Below are 26,045 nucleotides of genomic sequence, written 5' to 3' on the forward strand. Positions count from 1 at the left end.
GTCCCCTTTTTTGAATGTCGGTCAGTTGGTCACGTCCCGCTTGGCAAAGGCCCACAGCCCCAGCAGGTAGAAGAGGGCGACAAAGGCCATCATCATGATCCCGCCGTAGAGGGGGTCCAGCTGGAACCCGTAGTTTTGCAGCAGCATCTTGTTCTGGTAGGCGGCGTTTGGCCCCATCAGACCGCCCATGTCCATGTAGGGCACCGGGGTGAAGCGCACAAAGTAGAGCCGCAGGGCCAGGCAGAGCTGAAAGACCAGGGAGTAGCCCATGTTGGCGGCAATGGGCAGGGCCACCGACACGGCGGTGTTGCGGGTGAGGGCCGACAGGCAGAAGGCCAGGCTCCCGGTGAAGAGGATGCCGATGAAGGCGTAGGCCATTCGCGGCAGGCAGTAGGCCCAGAAGTTGTAGCTCACCACCCGGCCGCCGGCAAAGGCCAACACCGGGGAGGCAAAGCCCCCAAAGCCCAGCTGGAGACCGGAGGAGAGCACCATGGCCAGGAACATGGCCAGGTAGAGACCGGCGCTCACCAGCACCATGGTCAGGTACTTGCCCAAATAGACCTTCCAGCGGCGCACCGGCCGGGTCAGCAGCAGGCGGATGGAGCCGGAGGAGAACTCCCGGGCGATGGAGCTGCCCCCCAGGATGACCGCCACGATGGACACCAGCATCCCCAGGTTGAGGATGTTCATGGCCGCGGTGCGGGGGTCCTTTTGCGACTGGTAGAGGGGCGGGACCCCGTTGTCCAACCCGTACTGGAGCACCTGGTTTTCCTCGGTGGACTCCTGGGCGGCCTTCTCCAGGTTCTCCAGGTACTGCTGGTAGCTCATGTTGGCGGCAAACTGCCCGCCTTTTTGGGAGGAGAGGAACTGCTGTTCATCCAGGGGGATCTCGTACTGCAGGGAGAGGTTTTGCTCCATCTGCTGCAAGCTGGCGGAGCGGTAGTCGTCCTCGCCGTAGCCGATCTTGTGGTCCACCCGGTACTGGTAGAGGGCGACCCGGGCCCGCTGCATCTCGGCGGTCTTTTTGGCCGCCTCCGCCTCGCGGGCCAGAAATTCGTCCTTGGGGTCTGCCTTGGCCGCCGCCTCGGCCGCTTTTTGCTGGTTGAGATCGCTCTGGAGGGCGACCTGCTGGGCTTCCAGGTTGTAGCTGGCCACCTGCATGGGGTCGCCGCTGCGCAGCACGGTGAGCAGCCGCTGCACCTTGGTGGCCATCTGTCCGGCCAGGCCCTTGAGTCCCTCCCTGTCCAGCCCGGCTGCCTCGGGGGGCAGCTGCAGGTAGCTGTCGCCCCCCAGGGAGCCCTGGCTGGCCATCTCCACCGCCTTCTGGCTCTGCAGGAGGGCGCTGTACTGGTTGATGAGGTCCATCCGGTAGTCGGAGTAGCGGGTGACCCCCAGCTCCTTTTGGATCAGCAGGGCGTCCCGCTCGGCCTCAAAGTAGGCGAGCATGGACTTGTCGCCGGTTTTCTTGGCCGTGTCGATGCTCTCCTCGTTCCAGCTCAACTGCCGCTCCAGGTATTCCGAGTCGTCCCCGCCGCCCCAGCTGCGGCTGGAGAGGAAGGGGAAGGCCGCCGCCAGCGCCAGCACCAGGGCCAGGATCACCAGCAGGCTCTTTTTGGAAAACTCCTTGATAAACTCGTTGTGGACGAGTGCCGTTATCTTTTTCATCTCTCGCGTCCCCCTTATTGGATCTGGCCCTTGGAGCCGGTGGTGGTTTCCAAAAACAGCTCCTCAAGGGAGGTGCGGTGGGGGATGACCGAGTAGACCTCGACCCCGCTCTCGCAGAGCTGGCGGACAGCCGCGGCCCGCTGTTTGCGGCTGCAGCTGAGCTGTACCCCACCGGCGGTGGGGGTGATCTCCCCCTGGGGGAAGAGGGCGGCCAGCAATTCGGCGGCCCGCTGGGGGTCGCTCACCTCCCAGAGGGTGGGCACCGACTGGTCGCTCTGCCCCGCCGCGTTGCGCTCGGCCCGCAGGTCCCGCACCGCGACGATCTGTCCGGCGTCCACGATGCAGACCCGGTCGCACATCAGCTCCATCTCGGCGAGCTGGTGGCTGGAGATGAGCACCCCCACCTCTTCCTCGTCGGCCAGCTGGCGCAGGGTGTCCCGCAGTTCTTTGATGCCCACGGGGTCCAGGCCGTTGGTGGGCTCGTCTAAAATCAGCAGCTTGGGCCGGTGGAGGATGGCCTGGGCCACCCCCAGCCGCTGACGCATCCCCAGGGAGTAGCGGCGCACCTTGTCGCCGATGCGGTTTTCCAGTTTGACCTGCCGCACCACCTCGTCGATGCGCTCCCGGCTCACCCCCTGACACATGTTGGCGTAGACTTGCAGGTTCTGCCGGCCGGTCAGGTGGCCGTACATCTCGGGGTTTTCGATGATGCCGCCCACCAGCGAGCGGGCGCGTTCGGGGTCTTTGACCCCGTCGTAGGGGCCGATCTGGATGGAGCCGCTGTCCACCTTGAGTAGTCCGAGGATCATCTTGATGGTGGTGGTCTTGCCGGCCCCGTTGGGCCCCAAAAAGCCCATGATCTCCCCGGGCATCACCGCAAAGCTGGCGTCCCGGATGATGGCTTTCTTGCCGATTTTCTTGTGGAGGTTTTGCACCTGTAAAATGGGTTCCACTTGTTCACTCTCCCGTTCCGGCCCCGCACGGCAGCGCGCCGTGTGGGGCGGCAAAATGGATGTACCGCTCCCGCGCTGTGACCAGTATACCCAATCCCCCGCCGGGGGAGAAGGGGAATCAACGCAAAGTAATAACTTCTTCATCAAATGTTCAGAAACGCCCCTTTCCCCAACTTCTGTGGAGAACTGTGTGGAAAATGTGGAAAACTGGTGGGGTGGGGATGGGGTTTGTGACCGCCAATGTGGAGAAAGCGGTTGAAACGGTGGAATTACCCGATGTATAATTGTGGAGAAAGGGGGGAACGGTGTTGGAAACGGCAATTTCTTGGCTTTTACAGGAAGCCGGGCTGGAGCGGCTGCCCTGGGGGGTGCTGCCCTATCTCCCCGAACTGGTGCGCCCGGAACTGCCCTGCCGCCGGGCGGCCCTCATCCCAGATGAGGCCGCCGCCCTGGCGATCTTCGCCTTCCCCTACAAGGTGGAGGCCGCCTTTGGGGGCAACCTCTCCTGTTACGCGGCGGTGGCCGACTACCACAGGGTCTGCTTCTCCCTCCTCCAGGCGCTCTGCGACCGCCTCACCGCGCGCTGGGGGGGCGTCTCCCTCCCCTTTGTGGACGCCTCCCCCTTTGACGAGGTGGGGCTGGCCGCCGGCTGCGGCCTGGGGGTGCGGGGGGACAACGGCCTGCTCATCACCCCCCGCTGGGGCAGCTATGTCTTTTTGGGGGAGATCGTCACCACCCTTCCCCTGCCGCCCCACAGCGGCCCCGACGGGGGCGACTGCCTCCACTGCGGGCGCTGCAGCCGCGCCTGCCCCGGCAGCTGCCTGGCGGGGGGACGGGTGGAGGCGACAAACTGCCTGTCGGCGATCAGCCAGAAAAAGGGGGAGTTGACCCCGGCGGAGGCGGCGCTGGTGAAGGGGAGCTCCCTCCTCTGGGGGTGTGACCAGTGCCAGCTGTCCTGCCCCCTCAACGCCGGGGCGGAGGAGACCTTTCTCGCCCCCTTTTTGGAGGACTGCCTCCCCCGCGTCAGCCGGGAGGAGATCCGCCCCCTCTGCAAGGGGCGGGCCTTTGGCTTTCGCGGCCCCCGCCCGCTGGAGCGCAACTGGGACCTGCAGCACGAGAAGGGGGAGGGCGGCCCGTCGAATTGACGGGGTTTGGGGCGGGTGGTATAATCGCCTTGAACGGAATGCGGCCCGCGGTGGGCCGACAGAAGGGGGAAACGGGCCATGACAACGCTGATGGTGCAGACCGACCGGGTGCTGCACAACCTGCACACCTTTCAAAAAGCGGTGGGGCGCGCGGCGGTGATCCCGGTGCTCTCGGGCAACGCCTACGGCGCGGGGGACACCCAGATGGCCAAGCTCCTCTTTGCCGAGGGGATCCGGCTGGTGGCCGTCTCCCGGCTGGAGGAGGCGGTGCGGGTGAAAAACGCCATCGCCGGGCTGGATGTGCTGCTGCTCACCCCCTATTCCACCGAGGCCGCGGCCGAGGAGATCGTCCGCCACGACATCGTGGCCACCGTCGGCTCCTACGACAGCGCCGTGGTCCTCTCGGGGATCGCCGGCAAGGCGGGCAAAAAGGTGCGCATCCACTTCAAGTTCGACACCGGCAACGGCCGCTTCGGCTTTTTGCCCGAAGAGGTGAGCAAGGCGGTGCAGGCCGCCAAGTACCTGGACAACCTGGTGCTCACCGGGGTCTACGCCCACATCTCCGGCAGCGAGTGCAAAAAGGAAAAGCAGGTGCGGCGGCAGTACGAGACCCTCAAGGAGATGCTCACCGCTCTGCGGCGGGAGGGGATCTCCTACGGGGTGGTGCACGCCGCCGGCACCCTGCCCGCCCTGCTCTACCCCTGGCTGCGGCTGGACGCGGTGCGCTGCGGCAGCGCCCTCATGGGGCGGCTGAGCGGGGTGAAGGACCGCTGGGGCTTTAAAAAGGTGGGGCGGCTGTGCAGCGAGGTCTGCGACGTGCGCTGGGTGCCCGCCGGCTACCACGTGGGCTATGGCCGCACCTACCGCACCAAGCGGCCCACCAAGATCGCCCTGGTGCCCGCCGGTCTGGCCGACGGCCTCACCGCCGAAAATGCCCGCACCCTCCTCACCGGGCGGGGCTTCTTCTCGGCGCTGCGGGCGGCCATCCGCCGGGTCTCCCGCCAGAAGCGGCTCACCTGCGACGTCAAGGGCCGCCCCGCCCGCATCCTGGGCTATGTGGATTACGAGTCCACCATGGTAGATGTCACCAAGGTGGAGTGCGCGCCCGGGGACATCGTCTCCTTCGACACCGTCCCCTCCTCGGTGGACGGGTCGGTCCGCCGCTCCTACGTCTGATGAAAACGACCAAAAGGCCGGCAGAGAGAATTTTCTCTGCCGGCCTTTTTTGCGCTTGAGCGGAGTTTCCACCCTTTTTTAAGGGGGAGATGGTTTCCCTTTTCCCCCTCGGTCAGGGCGTTGATACGGCCCCGGTCTGCCAACAGCCGGGCGGTGCGGTGGGCAAAATCGCCTCGGCCTGGGGCGACACCTTGCGGGTGGGGTAAGCGGGTCGCACCCCCCGGCCAGCGCCGGGGAGCGGTACAGCACTCCACCCGCTGGGGCCGACGCTGCCGGGCAGCCCCATCTCGGTTTTGACGCAGTCAAAGCTCATCTTTGCCGTCTTTAGGGTGTCGGCATCCAGCGCCGCCTCGGTGATGGGCAGAGGGACGCTTGCCCGACATGGTGGGGATTGCAGGCCAACCGGTACGGAATCAGGGGCGCCGGCATAGCGGCCGCCCCCAGGGCAGAGCGGTTTGAATGCCCGTGACCCCCAGGAGAACGCCCGCTCCCACCTGCTGGGGGGCTGCGCAATCAGTTTGGCCGGCGCCCCAGCGCCGAAGGAGCCGCCCAGACGGCGCATCTGTGCAGATTTCAGCCCAAAACGGCCTGACTGGCCCACCGGTCGCAGGCGGGAAAACTGGCCTCGGCGCCCTTTCCCGGGTGGCCCACGATGTCTACCGCGTATAGGTAAAAGGCACCGGCGAGAAACCGACAGATCAGCGGGTCGTAGGTGGCGGGGTTGTCCCTGTAAAAGACCGGGAGGGGCGGCCCCGACAGCTTGTCGGTCCCCGCTAGATGGGCGCGGCCAAAATCAGCCAGGTACAGATTGCGAAAGGGGGCCCCAGCTTTTGCAGCTGGGCGCCATAGAGGGGACAAAGGGGTACACTTAGCCGCGGAGGGGGATGGAAAATGCCTTCCCGGGGATATCTCCTGCCGCAATGGGAAAACTACTCTCCGATTTGTATATTTTGATTTATTTATACTGTTTGTTTTTAAAAAGGGCGCTGTACAGCCGGGGGAGAAGGGCAGCCGCCAAAACGGCCGCCAGAGGGACCGCCCCGTTCCAGGGGGCGGGCAGCAGGGTGGCGAGGAGGCAGGCCAGGCCGCAGGCAAACCAGACGCGCCCCCCAAAGCGCTGGGTGTGGCGCCAGTTTTCCCGGTCGATGAGGGCGGCGGGGGCCTTGACGCCGCGGCCGCTCTCCCGCCTCGCCTTGGGGAGGCCGTTGCCCAACCAGAGCAGCAGGGAGCCCACCGCCAAGTCCGCCAGGGGCAGCAGCAACCGGCTGTCGGCCCGCGTGATCTCCCAGAGTTCCAGCCCATTTCCGGTGAGGAGGAGCTGTCCCCCAAAGAGGAGGAGGGCCACCCCCCAGGAGGGGCCCATCCCTCCCTGGCTGCCGGGGGAGAGCTGGGCGCGGCGGAGCAGGTGAAAGCCAGCGGCCAGGGCGGGGAAGGCCAGCAGGAGCAGCCGGCTGGCCCACCCGCTCACCCCGCTGTCATTCCACTGGACAGGGATGACGGCGGGCAGTAGGGGCAGGCAGCAGAGGGCGGCCGCCAGCATGAGGGCGATGAGCAGCCAGAACCGCCCGTCGCGCCCCTTCACCCCTCGACCTCCTCGCCTCGAGGGGCGGCGACCTCTCGCCCGGTGAGACCAGCTGCCCAGTGGAGCAGCTCCTCCACCACCGAGAGGTCAGCCTGGTAGTAGATGTACGTCCCCTCCCTCTGGGCGCGGCAGAGACCAGCCTCCCGCAGCACCGACAGGTGGCGGGAGACGGCCGCCCCCGAACAGGCGAAGTGGGCGGCGATCTCCCCGGCGGGGAGGGGGCGGTCCCGCACCAGCTCCAAAATTTCCCGGCGGGTGGGGTCGGCCAGCGCCCGCATCGTCTCCTGCAGTCCCATGAAAACACACCCCTTCTTTGAGCCTTTATTTAACTAAATTGTTAAATATAAGGATACCCCCATTTCTCGCCCCTGTCAAGGCGGAGGAGGCGCGCACCGACCCGGCAAAAAGAGGGGCCGTGTGGGCGAAGAATTTTTGCATTTCTGACAAAAACCTATGGCCTTTTGCAGCGGATGATGGTAGAATGGAGATACCAAAGGAAGCACCTTTTATCACCAGTTAAAGGAGGGCCATATCGTGAAACTGATATTTGCTATCGTAAACAAAGACGATTCCAGCGCGGTCCAAAGCGCATTGACCAAGGAGAAGTTCTCGGTCACCAAACTCGCCACCACCGGCGGCTTCCTGCTGGCGGGCAACACCACCTTCATCATCGGTACAGACGACGAAAAGGTCGAGCAGGTGCTGGGCATCATCGAGGAGAACAGCAAGCGCCGCACCCAGATCGTCCCCTCTTCCATCGCCTATGGCGCGGGACTGTCCTCTGCCTACCCCATCGAGGTGACCGTCGGCGGCGCCACCATCTTTGTGACCGATGTCTCCAGATTTGAAAAGTACTGATTTTACATCCGAATTTAAGGGCAATCCCCTGGTTTTGCAAACGCTGCGCGCCATGATCGACGCGCGGCGTTTGCCCCATGCCATGCTTTTTGAGGGCCAGCAAGGGTGCGGTACATACACCCTTGCTGTTTTGTTTGCCGCCCAGGTCCTCTGCCAGGGCCAGCCGGCCGAGCAGGCGGAGCGGATCCGCCGCCAGGTGGAGGAGGGGAGCCACCCCGACTTGCGGGTGGTCACCTCGGGGGAGCGCAGCAGCATCTCGGTGGACGAGGTGCGCGCCATCATCGAGGACATCTACCTTCGCCCCAACGAGGGGGAGAAGAAGATCATCCTCATCGGGGGCGCGGGGGAGATGACCCCCCAGGCCCAGAACGCCCTGCTCAAGGTGCTGGAGGAGCCGCCGGAACACGCCCTCTTCCTCCTCACCGCCGAGAGCCGGCAGGCCCTGCTGCCCACCGTCCTCTCCCGGGTGGTCTGCTTCTCCGTCCTCCCCCCCTCGCCCGAGGAGTGCATCGAGCACTTTGCGGGCCTGGGCCAGGGCGGCGGGGAGACCGCCTTTGCCGCCCACCTCTTCGGTGGGGCCATCGGCTCGGTCGCCCGCTACTTGAGCGAGGAGGAGGGGCCGGCCCTGCAGGCAAAGGTACAGGCGGCCCTCGATTTGCTGGGGGCGCTGGCCCAGCGCCGCCTGTCGGCGGTGGCGGCCGCCCTTTACCGCCCCAAAAACCGGGATGAGATGAGCGCCCTGCTCGAAGAGCTGACCCAGCTGCTGCCCTATTGCCAGCGCTTGGCTTTGGGCAAGGTCCCCCCCTTCCCCCTGCGGATGAAGGCGGACGGGGAAATTGTCAACCTGAACACCGAGGCCCTCTACCGGGAAATCGCCCGGGGCAGGGTCTCCTTACAGCGAAACTGCAACTTGTCGCTCCTGCAGGCCAGTCTCAGCGACCGGCTGGCCCGGGCGGCACACGAAGGAGGGCAGTGATTGCAAGATGGCAGAAGTAATTGGCGTGCGTTTTAAAAACGTGGGCAAGGTATACTATTTCGACCCCGACGGGGTGCAGATGCCCAAGGGATCCCGGGTGATCGTGGAGACCGCCCGCGGCATCGAGTGCGGACAGGTGGCCATGGCCAACCGCCAGGTGGCCGACGGCACCATCGTCAAGCCCCTGAAAAAGGTGGTGCGCGCCGCCACCCAGGAGGACCTGGACAAGCTCGAGCGCAACCGAAAAAAGGAAAAAGAGGCCTATGCGGTCTGTCTGAAAAAAATCGAGAAGTTCCACCTGGACATGAAGCTCATCGACGTGGAGTACACCTTTGACGGCAGCAAGATCCTCTTTTACTTCACCGCCGACGGCCGGGTCGACTTCCGCGAACTGGTCAAGGACCTGGCCTCGGTCTTTCGCACCCGCATCGAGCTGCGGCAGATCGGGGTGCGCGACGAGAGCAAGATGCTGGGGGGCCTGGGGGTCTGCGGGCGGCCGTTTTGCTGCTCCACCTTCCTGGGCGAGTTCCAGCCGGTCTCCATCAAGATGGCGAAGGAACAGGGCCTCTCCCTCAACCCCACCAAGATTTCCGGCACCTGCGGGCGGCTGATGTGCTGCCTCAAGTACGAGCAGAAGGGGTATGAGGAATTTGGCCGCCTCACCCCCCGCCCCGGCTCCCTGGTCAAGACCGCCGAGGGCCCCGGCGTGGTCACCGAGGCAAACGTCATCACCGGGCGGCTGAAGGTCAGCCTGCAAAAGGACGAGGCCGCGCCTCCCAAGGTTTTCCAGAGGGAGGACGTCACCGTCATCCGCGCCGGAAAGGCCCGGGACGGGGGCCGCCAGGGCGGCCATAAAGGCGACAAAAAAGTTGCCGAATAATTCTTGTAATTTCGCGAAAGTATGTTAGAATAGGGGTAACATGAGGGAGGTGGAATTCCAATGGCTTACAAAATCAATGACGATTGCATCAGCTGTGGCGCTTGCGAGGCGGCCTGCCCCGTAAACGCGATTTCCGAGGGCGACGGCAAGTACGTGATCGACGCAGACACCTGCATCGACTGCGGCTCCTGCGCCGGCGTCTGCCCGGTGGGCGCTCCCCAGGCGGAGTAGGAAACAGCACATCATGCATATCAGCGGGCGGCGGGCAGTGATGTCTGCCGCCCGCTTCTCTATGCCCGAAAAGGGGGGCGGGAAGATGGCGAAAACACAGGGGGAAGAGGCGCTGGGCGGGGGCCTCTTCCTGTCGGTGGACGGCGAGCACCGCTTTGGCCTCGACGCCTTTTTGCTGGCCCGCTTTGCCGCCCCCCGCCGGGGCGACCGGGTGGCCGACCTGGGCTGTGGCTGCGGCATCGTCCCCTTTCTCCTCTGGCGGGACTTCCGCCCCACCCGGGTGGACGGGGTCGAGCTGCAGCCGGCGGCCGTCCGGCTCTTCGCCCGTTCGGTGGCCCGCTCGGGAAACCCGTCCCTCTACCCGCTGGAGGCCGATCTGCGCCAGCTGGAGGGCCTTCTCCCCGCCGGGGCCTTTGACCTGGTCACCTGCAACCCGCCCTATTTCCGGGCGGGCTCCGGGCCGGCCGGGGCCTCTGCCAGCGCCCGCCTGGCCCGGCAGGAGGGGGGCTGTACCCTGGAGGAGGTCTGCCGGAGCGCGGCCCGGCTGCTGCGCAGCGGCGGCCGGTTCTGCCTCTGCCAGCGGCCCCAGCGGCTGGCAGAGGTCTTTGCCGCCCTGCGCGGCGCGGGGCTGGAGCCCAAGCGGCTGCGGCTGGTGTGCGGTCGCCCCGGCAGCGCCCCCTGGCTCGTTTTGGCAGAGGGGCGCAAGGGGGGCCGCCCCTCCCTGCAGGTGGAGGGCTGCCTGTACACCCAGGGGGCGGACGGCGCCCCCGACCCCGCCCTAAACAGCCTTTACAAACCCCTGTGAGGAGGAAAACAACGTGTCAAAATTATATGTGGTGGGCACCCCCATCGGCAACCTGGGAGATTTCTCGCCCCGGGCGCTGGAGGTGCTGCAAACCTGCGATTTCATCGCCGCTGAGGACACCCGGGTCACCCTCAAACTCCTCAACCGCTTCGGGGTGAAAAAGCCGATGGTCAGCTACTACGAGCACAACATCCGCGCCCGGGGGGAGGAGATCGTGGACCGGATCCTCGCCGGGGAGAGCTGTGCCGTGGTCACCGACGCGGGGATGCCCTGTATCTCCGACCCGGGGGAGGACCTGGTGCGCCTCTGCCGGGAGCGGGAGGTGGAGATCGAGGTGGTGCCCGGCCCCAGCGCGGTCATCGCCGCCCTGGCCGTCAGCGGGCTGCCCACCAGCCGCTTCTCCTTTGAGGGGTTTCTCTCCACCACCCGCAAAAACCGGCTGGCCCACCTGGAGGAGATCCGCCAGATGCGCCACACCCTCGTCTTTTACGAGGCGCCCCACAAGCTCCTCACCACCCTGCAGGACCTGAAGGAGGGGCTGGGGGACCGCCGGGTCGCCCTCTGCCGGGAGCTGACCAAACTCCACGAAGAGGTGGTGAGGACCACCTTCAGCGGCGCGCTGGAGCACTATGCCGACCACTCCCCCAAGGGGGAATACGTGCTGGTGGTGGAGGGGTACACCCCGCCCCAGCCCGTCCAGGTCGCCCTGGAAGAGGCCGTTGCCCTGGCCCGCCGCCTGGTGGAGGAGGGGCAGGCCCCCACCGCCGCCTGCAAGGAGGCCGCCCGCCAGACCGGCCACCGCAAATCGCAGATCTACACCGCCCTGCAGGAGGGGCGGTAGCGCCCCCGGCAAAGGGGGGAGGAGCGGGCAGACAAAACCGTCTGCCCGCTCTCTTTGCGCCCTCTGCTTCCCATCGTCCCCGGTTCTGGCCCCGCCGGGGGCGACATATAGTAGGGTGAGCGGCGCCGCGCCGGTGCGCCGCCGCCTTTTGGCGAGAGGGGGGATGGGATGGAGCTGCTCTGTTTTTTGGGCATTGCCGCCGCCGTCTTTATCAACGGCTTTACCGACGCGCCCAACGCCATGGCCACCGCGGTCTGCACCCGGGCCCTCCGCCCCGTCACCGCGGCGGCCTTGGGCGGGGTCTGCAACTTTCTGGGGGTGCTGGTGATGTACCGGCTCAATTCCAGCGTGGCCGACACCATCTCCTCCCTGGTGCGCATCCCCCCTGGGGCAGGGCAGGCGGTGGTGCTGGCCGCCCTTCTCACCATCGCCCTCTGGGGCTTTTTCGGCTGGACGCTGGGGGTCCCCACCTCCGAGAGCCACGGCCTCATCGCCGGTCTCACCGGCGGGGCCCTGGCGGTCAACTGGTCGATGCAGTCGGTGGATCTTGCCCAGTGGGCCAAGGTGCTCAAGGGCTTTGTCATCTCGGTGGCCTTTGGCTTCATCGCCGGGTATCTGGTGGCCGCCATCCTCGCCCTGCTGGCCGACGGCCGGGGGCGCTTTCGCACCGAACGGGCTATCGACCGGGGGCAGGTGGCCTTTCTGTGCTGCACCGCCTTTCTCCACGGCGCCCAGGACGGCCTCAAATTCCTGGGCGCCTACCGCTATGCGGTGGGGGAGATCGGCGCCCTGGCCCTGGTCACCGTCTCGGCGGTGATGACGGTGGGCACCCTGATGGGGGGGTTCAAAATCATCAAAAAGGTGGGGATGGACATGGTGCGGATGGAGAAGTACCAGGGCCTCGCCTCCGATGTGGCCTCCTCGGTGGGGCTGCTCACCGCCAGCCTCACCGGGGTGCCGGTGAGCACCAGCCACATCAAGACCACCGCCATTGTCGGCGCCTGCGCCCGCCAGTCGGTGAAAAAGGTCAACGTATCGGTGGTCGTGGACATCTTCAAGGGCTGGCTCTACACCTTTCCCGTCTGCGGGGTGCTGGGCTTCTTCCTCACCAAATTTCTCATCCGGCTGTGAGCATCTCCCGTCATATCCCGCCTGATGAGGGCATAGAGATAGAGGGTATGCGGGCGGGAAGGCGCTTCTCTGCCCGCCCAGATCGTTTTGGGAGAGGAAAAAACAATGCATCTGAAAAGTGAGAACAGGCTCTTTTCCTGCGTGGAGCAGGTGTTGGAGGAGCTGGCGGCCCTCTGCCGGGGCAAACCCGCCCCCCGGGAGGACGGACAGGGCTACCTGATGATCCAGCGGGCGTTCATCCTGCCGGTGGACAGGGAGGACCTCTGCGCCCTCTACAGCCAGCTGCGCCAGTGCGCGGCCCTGGCCCGGGCCCTGGGGGGGCGGCTGCCCCCGTTGGCCCAACCCCTGCTGGACTGGCAGGGGGCCGCCGTGCAGGCGCTGGAGTGCGCCCGCCAAAACGGCCGGGGCAGCGACATCCTCGCCCACCTGCCGAAGATGGAGCGGGACCTAGAGGCCCTCTACGCCCTGGCCGAGGGCCCGCGGGAGGCCCTGTTGGCCGCTGCGACCGCCCAGGCCACCGAGACCCTGGCCCGCATCGGGGTCAAGAAGAGCTGAGCGCAGGGCAGAGCGAACGCGCCCCGGTGAAAGGAAGCCTCCCTTTTCACCGGGGCGTTTTTGTGTTAGAGTAGGGGTCAGAAAGAGTGTGCCGGGCGCCGCCCGGCAGATGGGGGGCAGGGGTTTGAAGTTCATCGTCTTTTCGGACAACCACGGCAAGCTCGGCGGAATGGAGCGGGTCATCCGCAGCCACCCCGAGTGCGCCGTCTACATCCACCTGGGGGACAGCGAGGGCACCTTGCAGACCCTGCGGCAAAACCACCCACAGCTGCAGTTCTGGGCGGTGCGGGGCAACTGCGATTTCGGCAGCGAGGAGCCGGCGGAACAGACCCGACAGGTGGAGGGACACACCCTCTTTTTTACCCACGGGCACCACTACGGGGCCAAGTTCAGCACCGACCACCTCTGGGACAAGGCCCGGCAGCTGGGGGCGGACGTGGTCCTCTTCGGCCACAGCCACACCCCCTGCCAGGAGTACAGGGAGGGGATCTATCTCCTCAACCCCGGCAGCATCGCCCACCCGAAGGAGGGGCCGCCCACCTACGGGGTGCTGGATGTGCGGGTGAGCGGGGTCCTCTTCAGCGTGGCGGAGGTGCGCGGGTGAGCCGGCTGGAGCGGGCCCCCCGGGTCTTTGCCGAGCTGGGCTCCACCAACACCCACTGCAAGGCCCACCTGGCCGACCTGCCCGACGGGGCGGCGGTGCTGGCGCTGCGGCAGACGGCGGGCCGGGGCCGCCGCGGCAAGAGCTGGGCCGACACCGCCGACAGCGGGATGGCCCTCTCCTTTGTCCTCAAGGGCATCGAGCTGCGGCAGGTGGCGGCCCTGCCCCTCTGCGTCGGCCTGGCGGTGTCCGAGGCGCTGGAGGAGGCCGCCGGCTGCCGGGCGGAGATCAAGTGGCCCAACGACCTGGTGGTGGGGGGAAAGAAGGTCTGCGGCATCCTCTGCGAGGGGGTCGTGGGGGAGGAGACGGCAGCCGTCTGCGGCATCGGGGTCAACCTGACCCAGACGGCGGAGGACTTTGCCCGCCGGCAGCTGCCCCACGGGGGCTCCCTCTTGAGCGAGTGCGGCGTCCGCCTCGCCCCCCGGGAGCTGGCCGTGCAGGTGTTGGCCCACTGCGACCGGCGCGTCGAGCAGTTTCTCGCCCAGGGGCTCCCCTCCCTCCTCCCCGCCTACCGGGCCCGCAGCGCCACCCTGGAGCGCACCGTGCGGGTCCTCTGGGAGGGGCGCGAGGCGGTGGGCCGGGCGGTGGACGTGGGGGAGGACGGCTCGCTCCTGGTGGAGATCGACGGGCAGGTCGTGTCGGTCTGCAGCGGCGAGGCCTCGGTGCGGGGGCTCTACGGCTACCGGTAAAAAAGAGAGAGGGGGGAGCGGCTTTTGCGGCCGCTCCGCCCTCTCTTTTTCATTTTTAGCTCATCTGCCGAAGAGCTCGTTGATGTCGTGAAGGGAGTGGTTTTTGGCGATGACCATCACCTTGTCGCCGCTCTCCAGGGTGGTCTCGCCGCGGGGGATGAGCATCTCCTCCCCCCGGGTGATGGTGACCACCACCACGTCCTTGCTCAGGCCGATCTCGGCCAGGGTCTGCCCGGCCTTGGGGAAGTGGTCGGGGATGACGATCTCGTTGAGGGAGGCCGCCCCGGCGTTGAGGCTCATGAGCAGCTTGATCTGGGCGTTGTCCGCCTCGTGCTCGATGACCCGCACGATGTTGTTGGTGGTGCAGACCGGCACGTCCACCCCCAATTTTTTCATCACCCGCAGGTTGCGGGGGTTGTTGACCCGGGCGACCGTCTTCTTGACCCCGAACTTCATCTTCGCCAGCTGGCAGGAGATGAGGTTGTCCTCGTCCCGCCCGGAGACGCTGATGAGGGCGTCGGCCGTCCCCACGTCAGCGCTCTCCAGCGCCTCGATGGTGGTTCCGTCCCCGCAGATGACGGGGATGTCCAGGGCGTCGGCCAGGTGGGCGCAGGTGCGCTTGTCGATTTCTACCACATGGGGCCGGTGGCCGTGATTGAGCAGTGTTTCGGCGAGATAGAGGCCGATTTTCCCCCCGCCAACGATAACGACGTTCATCTTGTTCCCTCTTCTCTCACATTCAGTCGACGATTTTTACGGCGATCAGGGTGTCCCCCGGGCGCAGGGCGATGGGGTTGCGGCAGCACAGTTCCATGGTGGTGTCGCTGTGCAAAACCCCCAGCAGCTGCAGCCCCGCCTCCAGCGACAGGCAGTCGGTCTGCCGGCCCACCTGGCCGGGTTCCACCGGCAGGTAGACATAGGAGAGGGTGGTGGAGCCAAAGGTGGCGTACTGCCGCGCCGAGCCGGTGGTCAGCGACTGGGTGATGGCGTCCACCGTCAGGTTGGTGGGGCAGACGGTGTGCAGCCCGAAGTGGACGAACACGTCCTTGCGGGCGGGGTCGTAGATGCGGGTGATGACGGTGGGCACCGAAAAGAGCTCCCTCGCCACCTGGCCCACCATGATGTTGATGTTGTCGTCCTGGGTGACGGCGGCCAGGGCGTCGCACCCCTCGATGCCGGCGGCCTTGAGGACCTCCTCATCAAAGGGCACCCCGGCCACGGTGATGCCGTCAAAGCTGTCTCCCAGGCGCTCGAAGCGCTCCTCCACCTCGTCCACAACGGCCACGTCGTGCCCGTCGCGCTGCAGCTTTCTGGCCAGGCTCGAACCGACCTTGCCACAGCCGACCACTACGATATTCATCGCTCAAAGACCCTCTTTCTCATATTGCGCAGTCCCTGCCTTGTCTGCAAGTATCCCAATTATAGCACAGCCCCCAGGGGAAGGAAAGCGGGCTTTTTTCCCGAAAAGGGGCAATTTCTCCCCTGGGGGGCGGCTTCTTTTGCCCAAGATGCGCAAAATGCGGGGACACTTCTCCTCTCTCCACATATACTGAGTCAGAGGGCCGTCCGCGGCCCGCCGAAGGGGGGAAGGGAAAAATGGCGATTTGGATCGGGGTGCTCTGCGCCTGGGGCGGTTTTTTGGTGGGGTTTGTCTGCTGTGCGCTCTTTTGCGGCAGCAAGGAGCGCGGCCGGGGCAAGCGGCCCCGGTAGAGCGGCAGACCGGGCGGCACGGCGGGGCCGCCGTCCTTTTGCCCGCCGGGGGGACAGGCCCTAGCGGGGCTGGGGATGGGCGCGGTAGTAGTCTTCCAGCTGGGAGACCGGCACCGAGAAGAGGCGGCAGAAGTTCTGCCAGAAAATCTTGTCCAGTGTCTCCTGGGGCAGCCGCAGGGCGTAGAGGCGCTCGAGCTCGGCGGCGCAGTCCCACATGGGAAAATCGGTGCCGAAAAAGACCTTGTCGGGGCCAAAGCGGTCGATGAGGGCCCGGGCCTCCTTCCGCCCGAGGGCGAAGAGGCTGCTGGAACAGTCCACGTAGACGTTGGGCAGGCAGAGGGCCTGGGCCGCCTCCTCCCAGCGCTGGTAGCCGCCGAAGTGGGCGCCGATGCAGGTGAGCTCGGGCACCGCCCGCGCCACCCGGGCCAACTTCTCCGGACGGGAGTAGTCGTAGCGGGCGTCCCCGGTGTGAAAGAGGACGGGCAGTCCCCGTTCGGCCAGCCGCCGGTAGACCGGCATCATCCGCTCGTCGTCGATGTCAAAGCACTGAAAGTCCGAGTGGAGCTTGATCCCCCGCAGCCCCAAGGCGATGATCCGCTCGATTTCGGCATAGGGGTCCTTCATCTCCGGGTGCAGGGCCCCTAGGCCGATGAGTCGGTCGGGGTGCAAGTTTACCTTGGAGGCGACAAAGTCGTTGATGGAGGACACCTGCTCGGCCTTGGTGGCCACCGAGCAGACCAGAAAGAGGGCCACACCGCAGCGATCTCCCTCCTCCAACAGCTCGTGGGTCATCCCGTCAAACTGCATGTCCAGACTGTAAAACTCCCCGATGGAAGAGGCCGCCTTGGCGGCGATCTTTCGGGGGAAGATGTGGGTGTGGGCGTCGATGATGTACTGGGGCACAGAAAAAACCTCCTTTGGTTGCTCAGCGCTGGGCGCCGGGGATCTGGGGTCGGGCCAGCCAGGTCTCCTTTTGCACCCAGACCGAGCAGGAGCCGCCGCCGACCGGCAGGGTGACCCAGCCGTCAGCCCCCACGGCGATCTCCTCCCCCCGGCCGCCCAGGCAGTCCACCAGGGTCTTGCCCGCCAGGTGTGGCCCGGCAAAGAGCCGCTTTTGCCCGCCGGGGCCGTCGGTCAGGACCGCGCAGAGGCCGGAGCCGGGGTGAGAGGGGTCGCCCTGGCGGCTCCACCCCACCACGTCCCGGTCGTCAAAGGCGTCGATCTGGGGGCCCCAGGCGCAGGTCTGCCGGGCCCAGAGGAGGGCGGAGAGAGGCTGGCCCATGGGGGCGATCCCGTCGTGGGGGATGCCGTAGTAGTCGCCGTAAAAGACGCAGGGCAGCCCCTCGCTGCGCAGGAGGATGTAGGCGTAGGCCAGGGGTTTGAACCACCCCTCCACCCAGGATTCCAGCGCCTGGCCGGGCTGGGTGTCGTGGTTGTCCACAAAGGTGACCGCCAGCTGGGGCGCCCGCTGCACCAGGGCGTTTTGCCCCAGGGAGCCCATGTCGAAATTCCCCCCGCTGTGGGAGGCCTGGCAGAACTGTTGGTGCAGCGGCACGTCAAAGAGGGAGAGGGAGCCGCCGGTGACCCCGATGTAGTGGCAGAGGGCGTCGGCGCTCTGGTTCCAGTACTCCCCCACGGCAAAGACCGGCTTGCCGGTGAGGCGGCGCAGGGCGTGCAGCCAGTCGCGGAAAAAGGTGAAGCGGATGTGCTTGGCCGCGTCGATGCGAAAGCCGTCCACCCCGGTCTCGCTTAGGTACCACAGCCCCCAGCGGGTCAACTCCTCCACCACCTGGGGGTTGCCCAGGTCGACGTCGGCCCCCATCAGGTAGTCGTAGTTGCCGTTTTCCGAGTCGACCTCGCTGTCCCACTCCTTGCCCTGAAACTTGAAGATGGCCTTTTCGCCGGTGGCGTCGTCCCAGTCGATGCCGTCAAAGTGCTCCCAGTTCCAGCAGAAGTCGGAATAGCGCCCGCCCCGGCCGGGGAAGGTGAAGGAGGTCCAGGCCGAGATGGTGCGGGCCGGGCCGGTCTGGCGGTAGCGGTCCACCCAGTCGTAGGGGGTGGCGGACACCTGTTCGGTGCCGTCGGCGCCCATGCGGTGGTCCAGCACCGCGTCGGCCCAGACGGCGATCCCCTCCCGCTGCAGGGCCTGGATCGCCGCCAGGTACTCGGCCTTGGTGCCGTACTTGGTGGCCACCGTCCCCCGCTGTGCAAACTCCCCCAGGTCGTAGAGGTCGTAGACGCCGTAGCCCACATCCTCCCTGCCGGCGGCCCCCTTGTAGGCAGGGGGGAGCCAGAGGGCGGTGATCCCGTCGGCCGCCAGCCGGGCGGCCTCGGCCTCGGCCTGCCGCCAAAGGCGGCCGTCGGCGGGGAGATACCACTCAAAATACTGCATGGCAGTGGGGTTTTTCACAGGGCAACCTTCCTCTCTTGCCGGGGCGCGCGCCCCGGGAAACAATGAAGATATCATACCCCCATTCCCCGCAAAAGGCAACCGCCCGCCCGTTGACAACCGGGCCGCCCGCCCGTACACTAGAGGCAGCGATCGGTTGAGAGAGGGGAGGGGCACAGGTGAAAAAGACCATTTTGCTGGCCGGGTTCGGCACTGCCCGCTGGGCGGATTACGCCCCCGCCGCCGGCGCGCTGGAAGGGGAGCTGGCCGACGCCTTCCCCGGCTGGTCGGTGCGGCGGGCCTTTGCCAGCAGCCGCTTGGCGGCGGCCCTCACCGAGCAGGGACACCCCACACCCCACCTCCCCGCCGCCCTCGCGGAGTTGGCGGCGGCAGGGGGGGCGCTGGCTGTCCTCCCCACCCACCTGGCCGCCGGGGGGGAGTACGACGGCCTCGCTGCCCAGTTGTCCGCCTTGGCCCCCCGGCTGTCGGCCCTGGCGGTAGCCCGCCCCCTCCTCTCCAGCGGGGAGGACTGTATCCAGGTGGCCCGGGCCCTGCTCGAGGGGATTTTGTTGGAGGAGGGCGAGGGCCTGGTGCTGATGGCCCACGGCAGCCGCGCGGCGGGGATGGGCCCCTACCGGCCCCTGGCGGCGGCCCTGCCCCAGCGGGTGGCGCTGGGCGCCATGGTGAACGGCGGCCCCGAGGCGGCGGGGCGACAGCTGCTGCGGGCGGGGTATCGCCGCTGCGCCCTGGCCCCCCTGCTGGTCTGTGCCGGCGGCCACGCCCGGCGGGAGATGGCCGGCCCGGGCCCCGACAGCTGGCTCTCCCGCCTGCGGGGGATGGGGCTGGCCGTCCGCCCCCTGCACCAGGGGCTGGCCGAGCTGCCCGCCCTGCGCGCCCTCTACTGCCGCCACCTGGCAGAAGCCCTGGCCGCCACCGGGCTCGACTCGGTTTGACAGGGGTCGCCAGCGGGTGGTATGCTGATTTCATATGCCGTGAAAAGGGGTTTTGAGAGATGAAGAAAATGGTGCGGATGCTCTTTCACCGGGTGGTGCTGGTGGGAGCGGCCATCCTCCTGCAGCTGGCGCTGCTGGTGGTGATGTTGGTCCGGTTTGAGCGGTACTTTGTCTATTTTTACGCCGTCTGTTTCCTGCTGAGCTTGGTGGTGGTGCTGGGCATCATCAACGGCCGCAGCAACCCCGGCTACAAGATCGCCTGGCTCATCCCCATCCTCCTCTTTCCCATCTTCGGCGGGCTCTTCTACCTGATGTTCGGGCAAAACCACCTCTCCCGCCGGGAGAGAAAGAAGATGGCCCCCCTGCGGGAAGAGGTGCACCAGCTCCTCCCCGCCGAAAACCCGGTGCTGCGCCAGCTGGAGGAGGAGAGCCCCGAGGCGGCCAATCAGGCCAGATACATTGAAAAGTGGGCCTATGCCCCTCTCACCAAGGACAGTTTCAGCGAGTTCCTCCCCTCGGGCGAGAGCAAGTTCGAGCGGATGAAGGCCGAGTTGGAGCGGGCCGAGCGCTTCATCTTTTTGGAGTACTTCATCATCGAGCCGGGGGTGATGTGGGACAGCATCCTCGAGATTTTGGTCCGCAAGGCCGCCCAGGGGGTGGATGTGCGGGTGATGTACGACGACCTTGGCAGCATCATGACCCTGCCCTACCGCTACGACCGCCAGCTGGAACAGCTGGGCATCAAGAGCTGTGTCTTCAACCCCTTCGTGCCGGTGCTCAGCAGCCGCTTCAACAACCGCGACCACCGCAAGATCTGCGTCGTCGACGGCCACACCGGCTTCACCGGCGGCATCAACCTGGCCGACGAGTACATCAACGCCTACGAGAAGCACGGCCGCTGGAAGGACTCGGCCATCCTCCTGCGGGGCCCGGCGGTGGACAACCTGACGGTGATGTTCCTCACCGTCTGGGCCTTCACCCGGGGCGAGACCGAGGACTTTGCCCCCTACCTCTACGAAGCTGGGCAGGGCGGCCCGGTGTCCGCCGGGGACGGCTATGTGCAGACCTTCTGCGACAGCCCCCTGGACGACGAGGCGGTGGGGGAGACGGTCTATCTAAACCTCATCAACAAGGCAAGGCGCTACGTCTACATCACCACCCCCTACCTCATCATCGACAACGAGATGGTCACCGCCCTCTGCATTGCCGCCAAGAGCGGGGTGGACGTGCGGATCATCACCCCCCACATCGCCGACAAGTGGTATGTCCACGCTGTCACCAGGGCCTACTACGAGTCGCTGGTGGAGTGCGGGGTCCGCATCTACGAGTACACCCCGGGCTTCATCCACTCCAAGACCTTTTCGGTGGACGACGAGTATGGGGTGGTGGGGACCATCAACATGGACTACCGCAGCCTCTATCTCCACTTTGAGTGCGCGGCCTGGCTCTACCGCACCCGCAGCGTCCTTCAAATCAAGGAGGAGTTCCTCCGCACCCTGCTGGAGTGCCAGGAGATCACCCTGGACGACTGCCGCAACGTGCCCTGGCCCAAAAAGCTGGGGCGGGCCTGTCTGCGGGCCTTTGCCCCGCTGATGTGACAGAATGGCCCAAAGGCAAAAGGAAGGCCGGACGACCCGCGGGTCGTCCGGCCTTCTCCCTTTGTCGGGCAGCTATTTTTGGGATCCGCCGCCTCCTGTATGCAGCGCAGGGCGTTCAGGCTGCGGGGTAGCCGATATAGGGCAGGGCGGGCTGTCGACGGGGTGGCGATCAGGGCGCGCTGGCCGGTCCCCAGCCGCCAAGAAGCAGAAGGCGATCAGCTCCCGCTGGCGCAGATCGGACCCTGTTCGGGTGCAGTAGTCGCCAAAGCAGTTGGCCGCCAGCCAGCGGTCGATGTGGCGGCTCTCCTCCGGCCCCGAGCGCCAGAAGTCGGCCATCCCCTCGCCGAAGATGTCCACCTGGGCCTGGGTCCCGGCCTCCCGCCGGGTTTCGGCCGCGGTGGTGGACTGGCCGGGCAGGGGGAGGGGGACCCCCTCTTTGAAGAGCGCCTTATTGTGGGCGCACAGAGAGGGGCCGCCCAATCCCAAATAGGCCGTGGCCTGGCAGGCGACCTCCTTCAGCGGTACCGGGGTGAGCCCGGCGGCCAGAGCGTCGGGGGCGGGGACGGCAAGGCAGTCGCACCCTCGCAGCCCAAAAGGGCGGCCAGCACCGCCGGCATCCGGGTGGCGGTGCTGGCCGCCGGGCGAGCCACCTCGCAAAAGGCAAAGTCTGCAAAGAGGGCGGTGAATTCCGGGTCGCGCTCCCCAGCGAAAAGGGGTCGAAACATTCCCTATGAGACATGGCGTCTCCTCCCTTTCGGCAGCTTGTGTTGCCGCCGCTTTCACCACAGCGCCTGGAGTGCGCTCCAAGTCAAGGGAGAGGGGAGAAGAGCGCTCTATTTTCGGCAGCCGCAATCGCGCTGCGGCCGGCGGCAGCACAGCAGGGCGGCGAGCAGGGTGAAGAGGAGGATCAGCCCGCCGAGGATCAGCCAGATGCTGTCGATGCCCGGCCCCGGGGGAACGGTGGCATCCCAGACCGCCTTGAGGCCGTAGGGCTCCACCGCGCTGTCCTCGGCAAATCCGCCGGTGAGGGAGGAGAGCTCCTCCCCGGTGCGGTTAAGGAGAGAGCTGTCGGGCGCCAGGGCGGTGTCCCCCACAGTGTAGCGGTGGTCGGGGTAGTCGGTAAACCAACCGGCAAAGGGCTGTCCCTGGCTGTTGGGGCCGTAGCTCCTGCGCAGCACCATCACCCCGTTGTCGTTCCAGGCGTCATCCCCGCCGGTGCCCGCCGTGTTGTCGTAGAGCAGGGCCGCGTCGGACATGATGAAGGCCATCCGCCCCACCGAGGTCTGGCGGTCATTGGGGTTGGCAGGGGTGCGCCCCCGGGCGTTGTAGACCCCGCCCCCCAGCCCACCGGCGCTGTTTTGGCGGATGGAGCCCCCCTCAAAGAGGAACTGCACCTGCACCTTGTCGGCGGTGGGGCGGGTGAAATAGGGCATTTCGGCGTTGTAGACGCCGCCCCCGTCGATGGTGGCGGTGTTCTCCTCCACCCGGCCCCCTGTCATCCGCAGGACGGTGTCATTTTGGGAGGAGGCGCGCCCGGCGTTGGCGATCCCCCCGCCGTACTTGGCGCTGTTTTGCAGGATGTCGGTCCCCGCCAGCAGGGGCGGGGTGTCGGTGTCGTTGCTGCCCCAGCAGAAAAGCCCCCCGCCGTAGCAGTTTTCGGCGCTGTTTTGGCGGATGGTGCCGCCGGTGAGCTCCACCTGGCCCACCCCGCCAAAGCCGGTGGCGGTCTCGGCCGAGATGCCGCCGCCCCCGTAGAAGGTGCCGGAAGCGGTGGTCTCCTCGGTGGTCAGCACCCGGTTTTCAGCGACCAGGCCGCCGCTCATCCGCAGCAGCCCCTCCCGGCTGGAGATGCCGCCGCCCCAGTAGAGGGCGGTGTTTCTCTGCACCGTCCCCTGTTTGAGGGAGAGGATCCCCTCGGGATAGGGGGAGGTGGAATAGTAAGTCAGGTAGAGGCCGCCCCCCTCTTTGGCGGCGGCATTCTCCTCCACCACCGCCTCGGGGGAGTCGATGACCAGGTTTCCCCCGGCCTGGTAGACGCCTCCGCCGTAGCCCACCTCAGTTCCGCCGGTGGTGGCGGCGCTGTTGCCCGCAATGCGGGCGCTGCCGAGCAGGGAGAGCTGGGCCCTGCCGGCGGCGGGGTCGACGGCGCTGCCAAAGAGGGCAACGCCGCCCCCGCTGGCAGCGCTGTTGCCGGTCAATTCGCCCCCGCTCATGGAGAAGCCCGCGTCCAGCAGGTAGACCCCGCCCCCGTAGTTGGCGGCGCTGTTCTGGGAGACGCTGCCCCCGCTCATGTTCAGCTGGGCGCCCTGGGTCAGGGCAAGGCCGCCCCCGCCCCGGCCGGTGCAGCTGCAGTTTTGCACCAACGCCCCCTCCTGCACCGCGACGGTGGCGCCGGTCCCGGTGGCAAATACCCCGCCGCCGGTGGTTCCGGCGCCCTGCACTAAGCTGTTTTGCAGGGTGCAGCCGCTGGCCAAGGTCAAGGTGGCAGGGGCGCCGACCTGTACCAGGGCAGCGCTTGCCGCCCCGGCGGCCCGATTGCCGTCAATTTGCAAGTTTTCCAGGGTGAGGGAGGCCCCCGGCTGCACCGCCAGCAGTCCACTGGTGGCCCCGGCGGCCCGGGTCAGCCCGCCCCCCTGGGCCGAAAGGGTCTTCTCCCCATTTACTGGCAACAGCTCGGTCACCTGAATGGTCCCTGTCAGCACGATGTCGTCGCTGCCGGGGGCCGCCAGGGCGGCCTTCAGCTCCTCAAAAGTGCCCACCGCTCGCGCTGTCGCCGGCAGGGGTCCCTCTGCAGCCAGGGCGGTTCCCCCTGCGCCGAGACAGAGACCTGCCGCCGCCAAGACAGCCAGGGCGCGCAGTCTTATTTTCATCGTTTCATCACGCCTTTCCGCCGCTCCTGCCCGCAGGCCGGGCGGCCCGATGGTTCACAGTATGTGAGACGGGGGAGAACGGTGCGGCCCCGGCGGTCGGCCCGGAGAGAAGGGAACACAATTTGGTCACAAATTTTTCGCAGGCAGGTCAAAATTATCCCCTATACTAAAAAATCAGTCGGCCGGTCCGCTGGACCGGCGTGAGAAGGGGGAGACGGAAATGCCGATGGGCGGCCTTTGGGGGCGGATCCGCCAGTTTATGGCTGGGCGGCGGGGGGCGGATGGGCTCTCTCTCTTTCTGGTGGCGGTGGGGGCCCTGCTCTCCTTTGTGGGGCAGCTGTTGGGGCAGCGCTGGGTCCTCTGGATCTGCTGGGCGCTCTGGCTGCTTGCCTTCTGGCGGATGCTCTCCAAAAACACCGGGGCCAGAGAGCGGGAAAACCAGTGGTTTCTCGGCTGGTTTTCCCCGGCGGCCAGGAAGGCGGCCCTCCATGCCGCCGAGGCGCCCCAGCGCCGCGCCGAGAAGGAGGCCCGCCGCGCCTACCGCATCTTCAAATGCCCTGGCTGCGGGCAGAAATTGCGGGTCCCCCGCGGGCGGGGAAAGATCCGGATCCACTGCTCTCGCTGCGGCAGGGACTTCGTCAAAAAGAGCTGAAAGCAAAACTGCCACGGAAATGGGTGGCCGTACTGGCCCAGGACATCACACAGACGTAACCTCTCGAGAGACATCGGGATTTTGTGGCCGCATGGCGTCCCACTGCCCCCGATGAAACGGGGGATTTTGGGTGCAAAAGATTTAAAGAGAGAGCGCCGGACAGACTGTCTGTCCGGCGCTCTCTCTTTTTTCGGTTCCGAGGGGCTGTCACGCCGCTTGTTTGCCAGCGGCCAAAGCCCCACTCCTCCCCCGGCCTCGGGAAAATGTCGTCTCATTCCCGCCGTTGCAGGGGGAAAGGGGTGGGCCTGGGGGGCTTTTGTCGCAGCTGCCTGCAAGCGCCGTTTGCCTCTCTCCGGCGCGGTGGATCGACCAAATCCGGCCGCCGTTTTCCGGCGCTCCCTGCCCCACGAGCGGGCGCGGTGTTTGCCCTGTACGGCCGGGCCGCTTTTCTGCCGTTTTTCGGCAGTTACATGTCGTCGTCCAACAGTTGCAGGCCGGCGCCGATGAGGTGGGGCCCGGTGTGGGAACCCAGGGTGCAGTCCACGATCCCCTCGAAGTGGCGCTGGTAGGCGGGCACCTTCTGCCGCAACAGTTTGGCCGCCTTTGCCCCGTCCTCGGGCGCGTCCCCGTGGGCGGTGGCGATGTTGCAGCGCCGCCCGGGCTGGTAGCAGTCGGCCGCCAACTGGGTCACCTGCTCGATGGACTGGGCCCGCCCCCGCACCTTGGCCACGCTGATGAGCTCCCCCGCCGGGGTGAAGGAGATGATGGGCTTGATCTGCAGCATGGTGCCGGCGATGGCGGTGATCTTGCCGATGCGCCCGCCCTTTTGCAGGTACTCCAGGGTGTCCACGCAGAAAAAGACGGTGGTGTTGGCGATGAGGCGGGGGATCAGGGCGCAGATCTCGTTCCAGGTGCGCCCCTCCTCCACAAAGCGGGCCGCCTCTAACACAGTGAGACCGGTGCCCAAACTGCCGCTGCGGGTGTCAAAGGCCGCCACTTCTAGTCCGGGGAACCCCTCGCCCATCAGCTTGACGGCCTGGTAGGTGCCGCTGAGGCCGCTGGAGAAGAGGATGGCCAGCACCTTTTCATACCCCTGCTCCCGCATCTGGGCGAAGAGGCCGAGGATGGTCTCGCCCGAGGGGAGAGAGGTCTTGGGCAGCTCCTCCGCCATCCGCCGGTAGACCTGGGCGGGGGTGATGTCCACCCCGTCGCGAAAGTGCTCCTCCCCAAAGGAGATGGTCAGGGGGAGGGTGAAGATTTGGTGCTGGGCCGCCAGTTCGGCGGGGATGTCGGCGCAGGTGTCGGTGAGTATGGCAATTTTTTGGGGGTTCAAAGGGGACACATCCTTCTTTCGTCGCGCCCTGGAGCGCGGTGTAAAATCGTTTTGAGGGGGGCGCGGAAAAAGGGCCGTCCAGCCCGGGCGGCCGACGGGGACCGCTCTCCCTCTTCCGGTTCCCATCGGCCGGGCGAAAGGGCGCCCCACAGTTATAATTATTCTATATCATAGCAGGATTTTGGGAAAAATCGAGTCAATTCTTAAAATTTTTTTATTTTTCTGTGGAATTGGTCCCCCTTCCCCTTGGGGTGGGGGGAAGGGCCTCCCCGGCGCGCCGTCCCGGTGAAAGTCGGCCCCTCGGCCCGTCCCGGGCGGTGCGGGAAAAGGGGGACGGTTGCCCTTGCCCCGGGGGCGAAAAGTTGGTATCCTGAGAGGCAAAACAGGGCGGG

Annotated in this window: 27 protein-coding genes; 15 read left to right on the plus strand and 12 right to left on the minus strand. The window is 66.5% G+C overall.

The genetic code is table 11. The features are described from left to right. Positions 1-21 precede the first annotated feature (21 nt). Both KQI11_RS11055 and KQI11_RS11060 read right to left on the minus strand, forming a co-directional pair. Positions 22-1,665, minus strand: a complete 1,644-nt coding sequence (locus KQI11_RS11055) for an ABC transporter permease (RefSeq protein WP_216402157.1) — start codon at positions 1,663-1,665, stop codon at positions 22-24. Between the two features lie 14 nt (positions 1,666-1,679). Continuing rightward, positions 1,680-2,618 carry an ABC transporter ATP-binding protein gene (locus tag KQI11_RS11060; RefSeq protein ID WP_185916688.1) on the minus strand — a complete coding sequence of 313 codons (939 nt, stop codon included), beginning with the start codon at positions 2,616-2,618 and terminating at the stop codon, positions 1,680-1,682. 308 nt (positions 2,619-2,926) lie between these two features. On the opposite strand from KQI11_RS11060, the gene KQI11_RS11065 reads away from it, so the two are divergent. Then, positions 2,927-3,763, plus strand: a complete 837-nt coding sequence (locus tag KQI11_RS11065) for an epoxyqueuosine reductase (RefSeq protein ID WP_216402158.1) — start codon at positions 2,927-2,929, stop codon at positions 3,761-3,763. Positions 3,764-3,841: 78 nt separating this feature from the next. After that, positions 3,842-4,939 (plus strand): alanine racemase, encoded by a 1,098-nt coding sequence (locus tag KQI11_RS11070; RefSeq protein WP_021661094.1) that lies wholly within the window; start codon positions 3,842-3,844, stop codon positions 4,937-4,939. Positions 4,940-5,051: 112 nt separating this feature from the next. Here the strand turns inward: KQI11_RS11070 and KQI11_RS11075 are convergent, their stop codons facing one another. The 3 genes from KQI11_RS11075 to KQI11_RS11085 all read right to left on the minus strand — a co-directional run bounded on the left by KQI11_RS11075 (position 5,052) and on the right by KQI11_RS11085 (position 6,817). Next, positions 5,052-5,252, minus strand: coding sequence for a hypothetical protein (locus KQI11_RS11075; RefSeq protein ID WP_216402159.1), 201 nt, complete (start codon positions 5,250-5,252; stop codon positions 5,052-5,054). Positions 5,253-5,894: 642 nt separating this feature from the next. Continuing rightward, on the minus strand, positions 5,895-6,521 hold the full coding sequence (locus tag KQI11_RS11080) for an SdpI family protein (protein ID WP_216402160.1): 627 nt from the start codon (positions 6,519-6,521) through the stop codon (positions 5,895-5,897). Next, complete coding sequence (locus KQI11_RS11085) at positions 6,518-6,817, minus strand: autorepressor SdpR family transcription factor (RefSeq protein WP_216402161.1); 300 nt, start codon at positions 6,815-6,817, stop codon at positions 6,518-6,520. The genes KQI11_RS11080 and KQI11_RS11085 overlap by 4 nt, the downstream gene beginning before the upstream one ends. A gap of 238 nt (positions 6,818-7,055) precedes the next feature. Here KQI11_RS11085 and KQI11_RS11090 point away from each other — a divergent pair, with 238 nt between their 5' ends. The 10 genes from KQI11_RS11090 to KQI11_RS11135 all read left to right on the plus strand — a co-directional run bounded on the left by KQI11_RS11090 (position 7,056) and on the right by KQI11_RS11135 (position 14,148). Then, positions 7,056-7,379 carry a cyclic-di-AMP receptor gene (locus tag KQI11_RS11090; RefSeq protein ID WP_044993289.1) on the plus strand — a complete coding sequence of 108 codons (324 nt, stop codon included), beginning with the start codon at positions 7,056-7,058 and terminating at the stop codon, positions 7,377-7,379. A 34-nt stretch (positions 7,380-7,413) separates the two neighbouring features. Beyond that, positions 7,414-8,355, plus strand: a complete 942-nt coding sequence (locus KQI11_RS11095) for a DNA polymerase III delta subunit-related protein (RefSeq protein ID WP_216402162.1) — start codon at positions 7,414-7,416, stop codon at positions 8,353-8,355. 7 nt (positions 8,356-8,362) lie between these two features. Continuing rightward, the gene (locus KQI11_RS11100) at positions 8,363-9,235 is read left to right on the plus strand and encodes a PSP1 domain-containing protein (protein WP_185916683.1); all 873 of its coding nucleotides are present in this window, start codon (positions 8,363-8,365) and stop codon (positions 9,233-9,235) included. A gap of 60 nt (positions 9,236-9,295) precedes the next feature. Next, on the plus strand, positions 9,296-9,466 hold the full coding sequence (fdxA, locus tag KQI11_RS11105; RefSeq protein WP_021661087.1) for a 4Fe-4S ferredoxin: 171 nt from the start codon (positions 9,296-9,298) through the stop codon (positions 9,464-9,466). A gap of 85 nt (positions 9,467-9,551) precedes the next feature. Then, the gene (locus tag KQI11_RS11110) at positions 9,552-10,271 is read left to right on the plus strand and encodes a tRNA1(Val) (adenine(37)-N6)-methyltransferase (protein WP_216402163.1); all 720 of its coding nucleotides are present in this window, start codon (positions 9,552-9,554) and stop codon (positions 10,269-10,271) included. 13 nt (positions 10,272-10,284) lie between these two features. Then, positions 10,285-11,112: a 16S rRNA (cytidine(1402)-2'-O)-methyltransferase gene (rsmI, locus tag KQI11_RS11115; protein ID WP_216402164.1), complete on the plus strand. Its 828-nt coding sequence runs from the start codon at positions 10,285-10,287 to the stop codon at positions 11,110-11,112. Positions 11,113-11,280: 168 nt separating this feature from the next. Further along, positions 11,281-12,243, plus strand: a complete 963-nt coding sequence (locus tag KQI11_RS11120; protein WP_216402165.1) for an inorganic phosphate transporter — start codon at positions 11,281-11,283, stop codon at positions 12,241-12,243. Positions 12,244-12,348: 105 nt separating this feature from the next. After that, the gene (locus KQI11_RS11125) at positions 12,349-12,798 is read left to right on the plus strand and encodes a hypothetical protein (protein ID WP_216402166.1); all 450 of its coding nucleotides are present in this window, start codon (positions 12,349-12,351) and stop codon (positions 12,796-12,798) included. A 124-nt stretch (positions 12,799-12,922) separates the two neighbouring features. Beyond that, complete coding sequence (locus KQI11_RS11130; protein ID WP_216402167.1) at positions 12,923-13,402, plus strand: YfcE family phosphodiesterase; 480 nt, start codon at positions 12,923-12,925, stop codon at positions 13,400-13,402. Then, complete coding sequence (locus KQI11_RS11135) at positions 13,399-14,148, plus strand: biotin--[acetyl-CoA-carboxylase] ligase (RefSeq protein ID WP_216402168.1); 750 nt, start codon at positions 13,399-13,401, stop codon at positions 14,146-14,148. The genes KQI11_RS11130 and KQI11_RS11135 overlap by 4 nt, the downstream gene beginning before the upstream one ends. 60 nt (positions 14,149-14,208) lie before the next feature. Here KQI11_RS11135 and KQI11_RS11140 read toward each other — a convergent pair whose 3' ends face one another. The 4 genes from KQI11_RS11140 to KQI11_RS11155 all read right to left on the minus strand — a co-directional run bounded on the left by KQI11_RS11140 (position 14,209) and on the right by KQI11_RS11155 (position 18,268). Continuing rightward, positions 14,209-14,865, minus strand: coding sequence for a potassium channel family protein (locus KQI11_RS11140; protein WP_185916676.1), 657 nt, complete (start codon positions 14,863-14,865; stop codon positions 14,209-14,211). Positions 14,866-14,887: 22 nt separating this feature from the next. After that, the gene (locus tag KQI11_RS11145; protein WP_207721359.1) at positions 14,888-15,508 is read right to left on the minus strand and encodes a potassium channel family protein; all 621 of its coding nucleotides are present in this window, start codon (positions 15,506-15,508) and stop codon (positions 14,888-14,890) included. Positions 15,509-15,918: 410 nt separating this feature from the next. Further along, complete coding sequence (locus KQI11_RS11150; protein ID WP_216402169.1) at positions 15,919-16,761, minus strand: amidohydrolase family protein; 843 nt, start codon at positions 16,759-16,761, stop codon at positions 15,919-15,921. 22 nt (positions 16,762-16,783) lie between these two features. Beyond that, a complete protein-coding gene (locus KQI11_RS11155; RefSeq protein ID WP_353653975.1) occupies positions 16,784-18,268 on the minus strand; it encodes an alpha-amylase in 1,485 nt (494 codons plus the stop codon). 158 nt (positions 18,269-18,426) lie between these two features. Between KQI11_RS11155 and KQI11_RS11160 the strand changes: the two genes are divergently transcribed. Both KQI11_RS11160 and cls read left to right on the plus strand, forming a co-directional pair. After that, a complete protein-coding gene (locus KQI11_RS11160; protein WP_216402171.1) occupies positions 18,427-19,200 on the plus strand; it encodes a sirohydrochlorin cobaltochelatase in 774 nt (257 codons plus the stop codon). Positions 19,201-19,259: 59 nt separating this feature from the next. Then, positions 19,260-20,798, plus strand: coding sequence for a cardiolipin synthase (cls, locus tag KQI11_RS11165; RefSeq protein ID WP_216402172.1), 1,539 nt, complete (start codon positions 19,260-19,262; stop codon positions 20,796-20,798). Between the two features lie 72 nt (positions 20,799-20,870). On the opposite strand, the gene KQI11_RS11170 is transcribed toward cls, so the two are convergent. Beyond that, positions 20,871-21,455, minus strand: coding sequence for a hypothetical protein (locus KQI11_RS11170; RefSeq protein WP_216402173.1), 585 nt, complete (start codon positions 21,453-21,455; stop codon positions 20,871-20,873). 176 nt (positions 21,456-21,631) lie between these two features. Then, positions 21,632-23,668, minus strand: a complete 2,037-nt coding sequence (locus KQI11_RS11175) for a hypothetical protein (RefSeq protein WP_216402174.1) — start codon at positions 23,666-23,668, stop codon at positions 21,632-21,634. Between the two features lie 220 nt (positions 23,669-23,888). On the opposite strand from KQI11_RS11175, the gene KQI11_RS11180 reads away from it, so the two are divergent. Further along, a complete protein-coding gene (locus KQI11_RS11180; protein ID WP_216402175.1) occupies positions 23,889-24,320 on the plus strand; it encodes a TFIIB-type zinc ribbon-containing protein in 432 nt (143 codons plus the stop codon). A 466-nt stretch (positions 24,321-24,786) separates the two neighbouring features. Here KQI11_RS11180 and KQI11_RS11185 read toward each other — a convergent pair whose 3' ends face one another. After that, the gene (locus KQI11_RS11185; RefSeq protein ID WP_216402176.1) at positions 24,787-25,653 is read right to left on the minus strand and encodes a DegV family protein; all 867 of its coding nucleotides are present in this window, start codon (positions 25,651-25,653) and stop codon (positions 24,787-24,789) included. Positions 25,654-26,045 lie beyond the last annotated feature (392 nt).

The sequence above is a fragment of the Acetanaerobacterium sp. MSJ-12 genome, assembly GCF_018917875.1.
GTDB lineage: Bacteria > Bacillota > Clostridia > Oscillospirales > Ruminococcaceae > Bittarella > Bittarella massiliensis.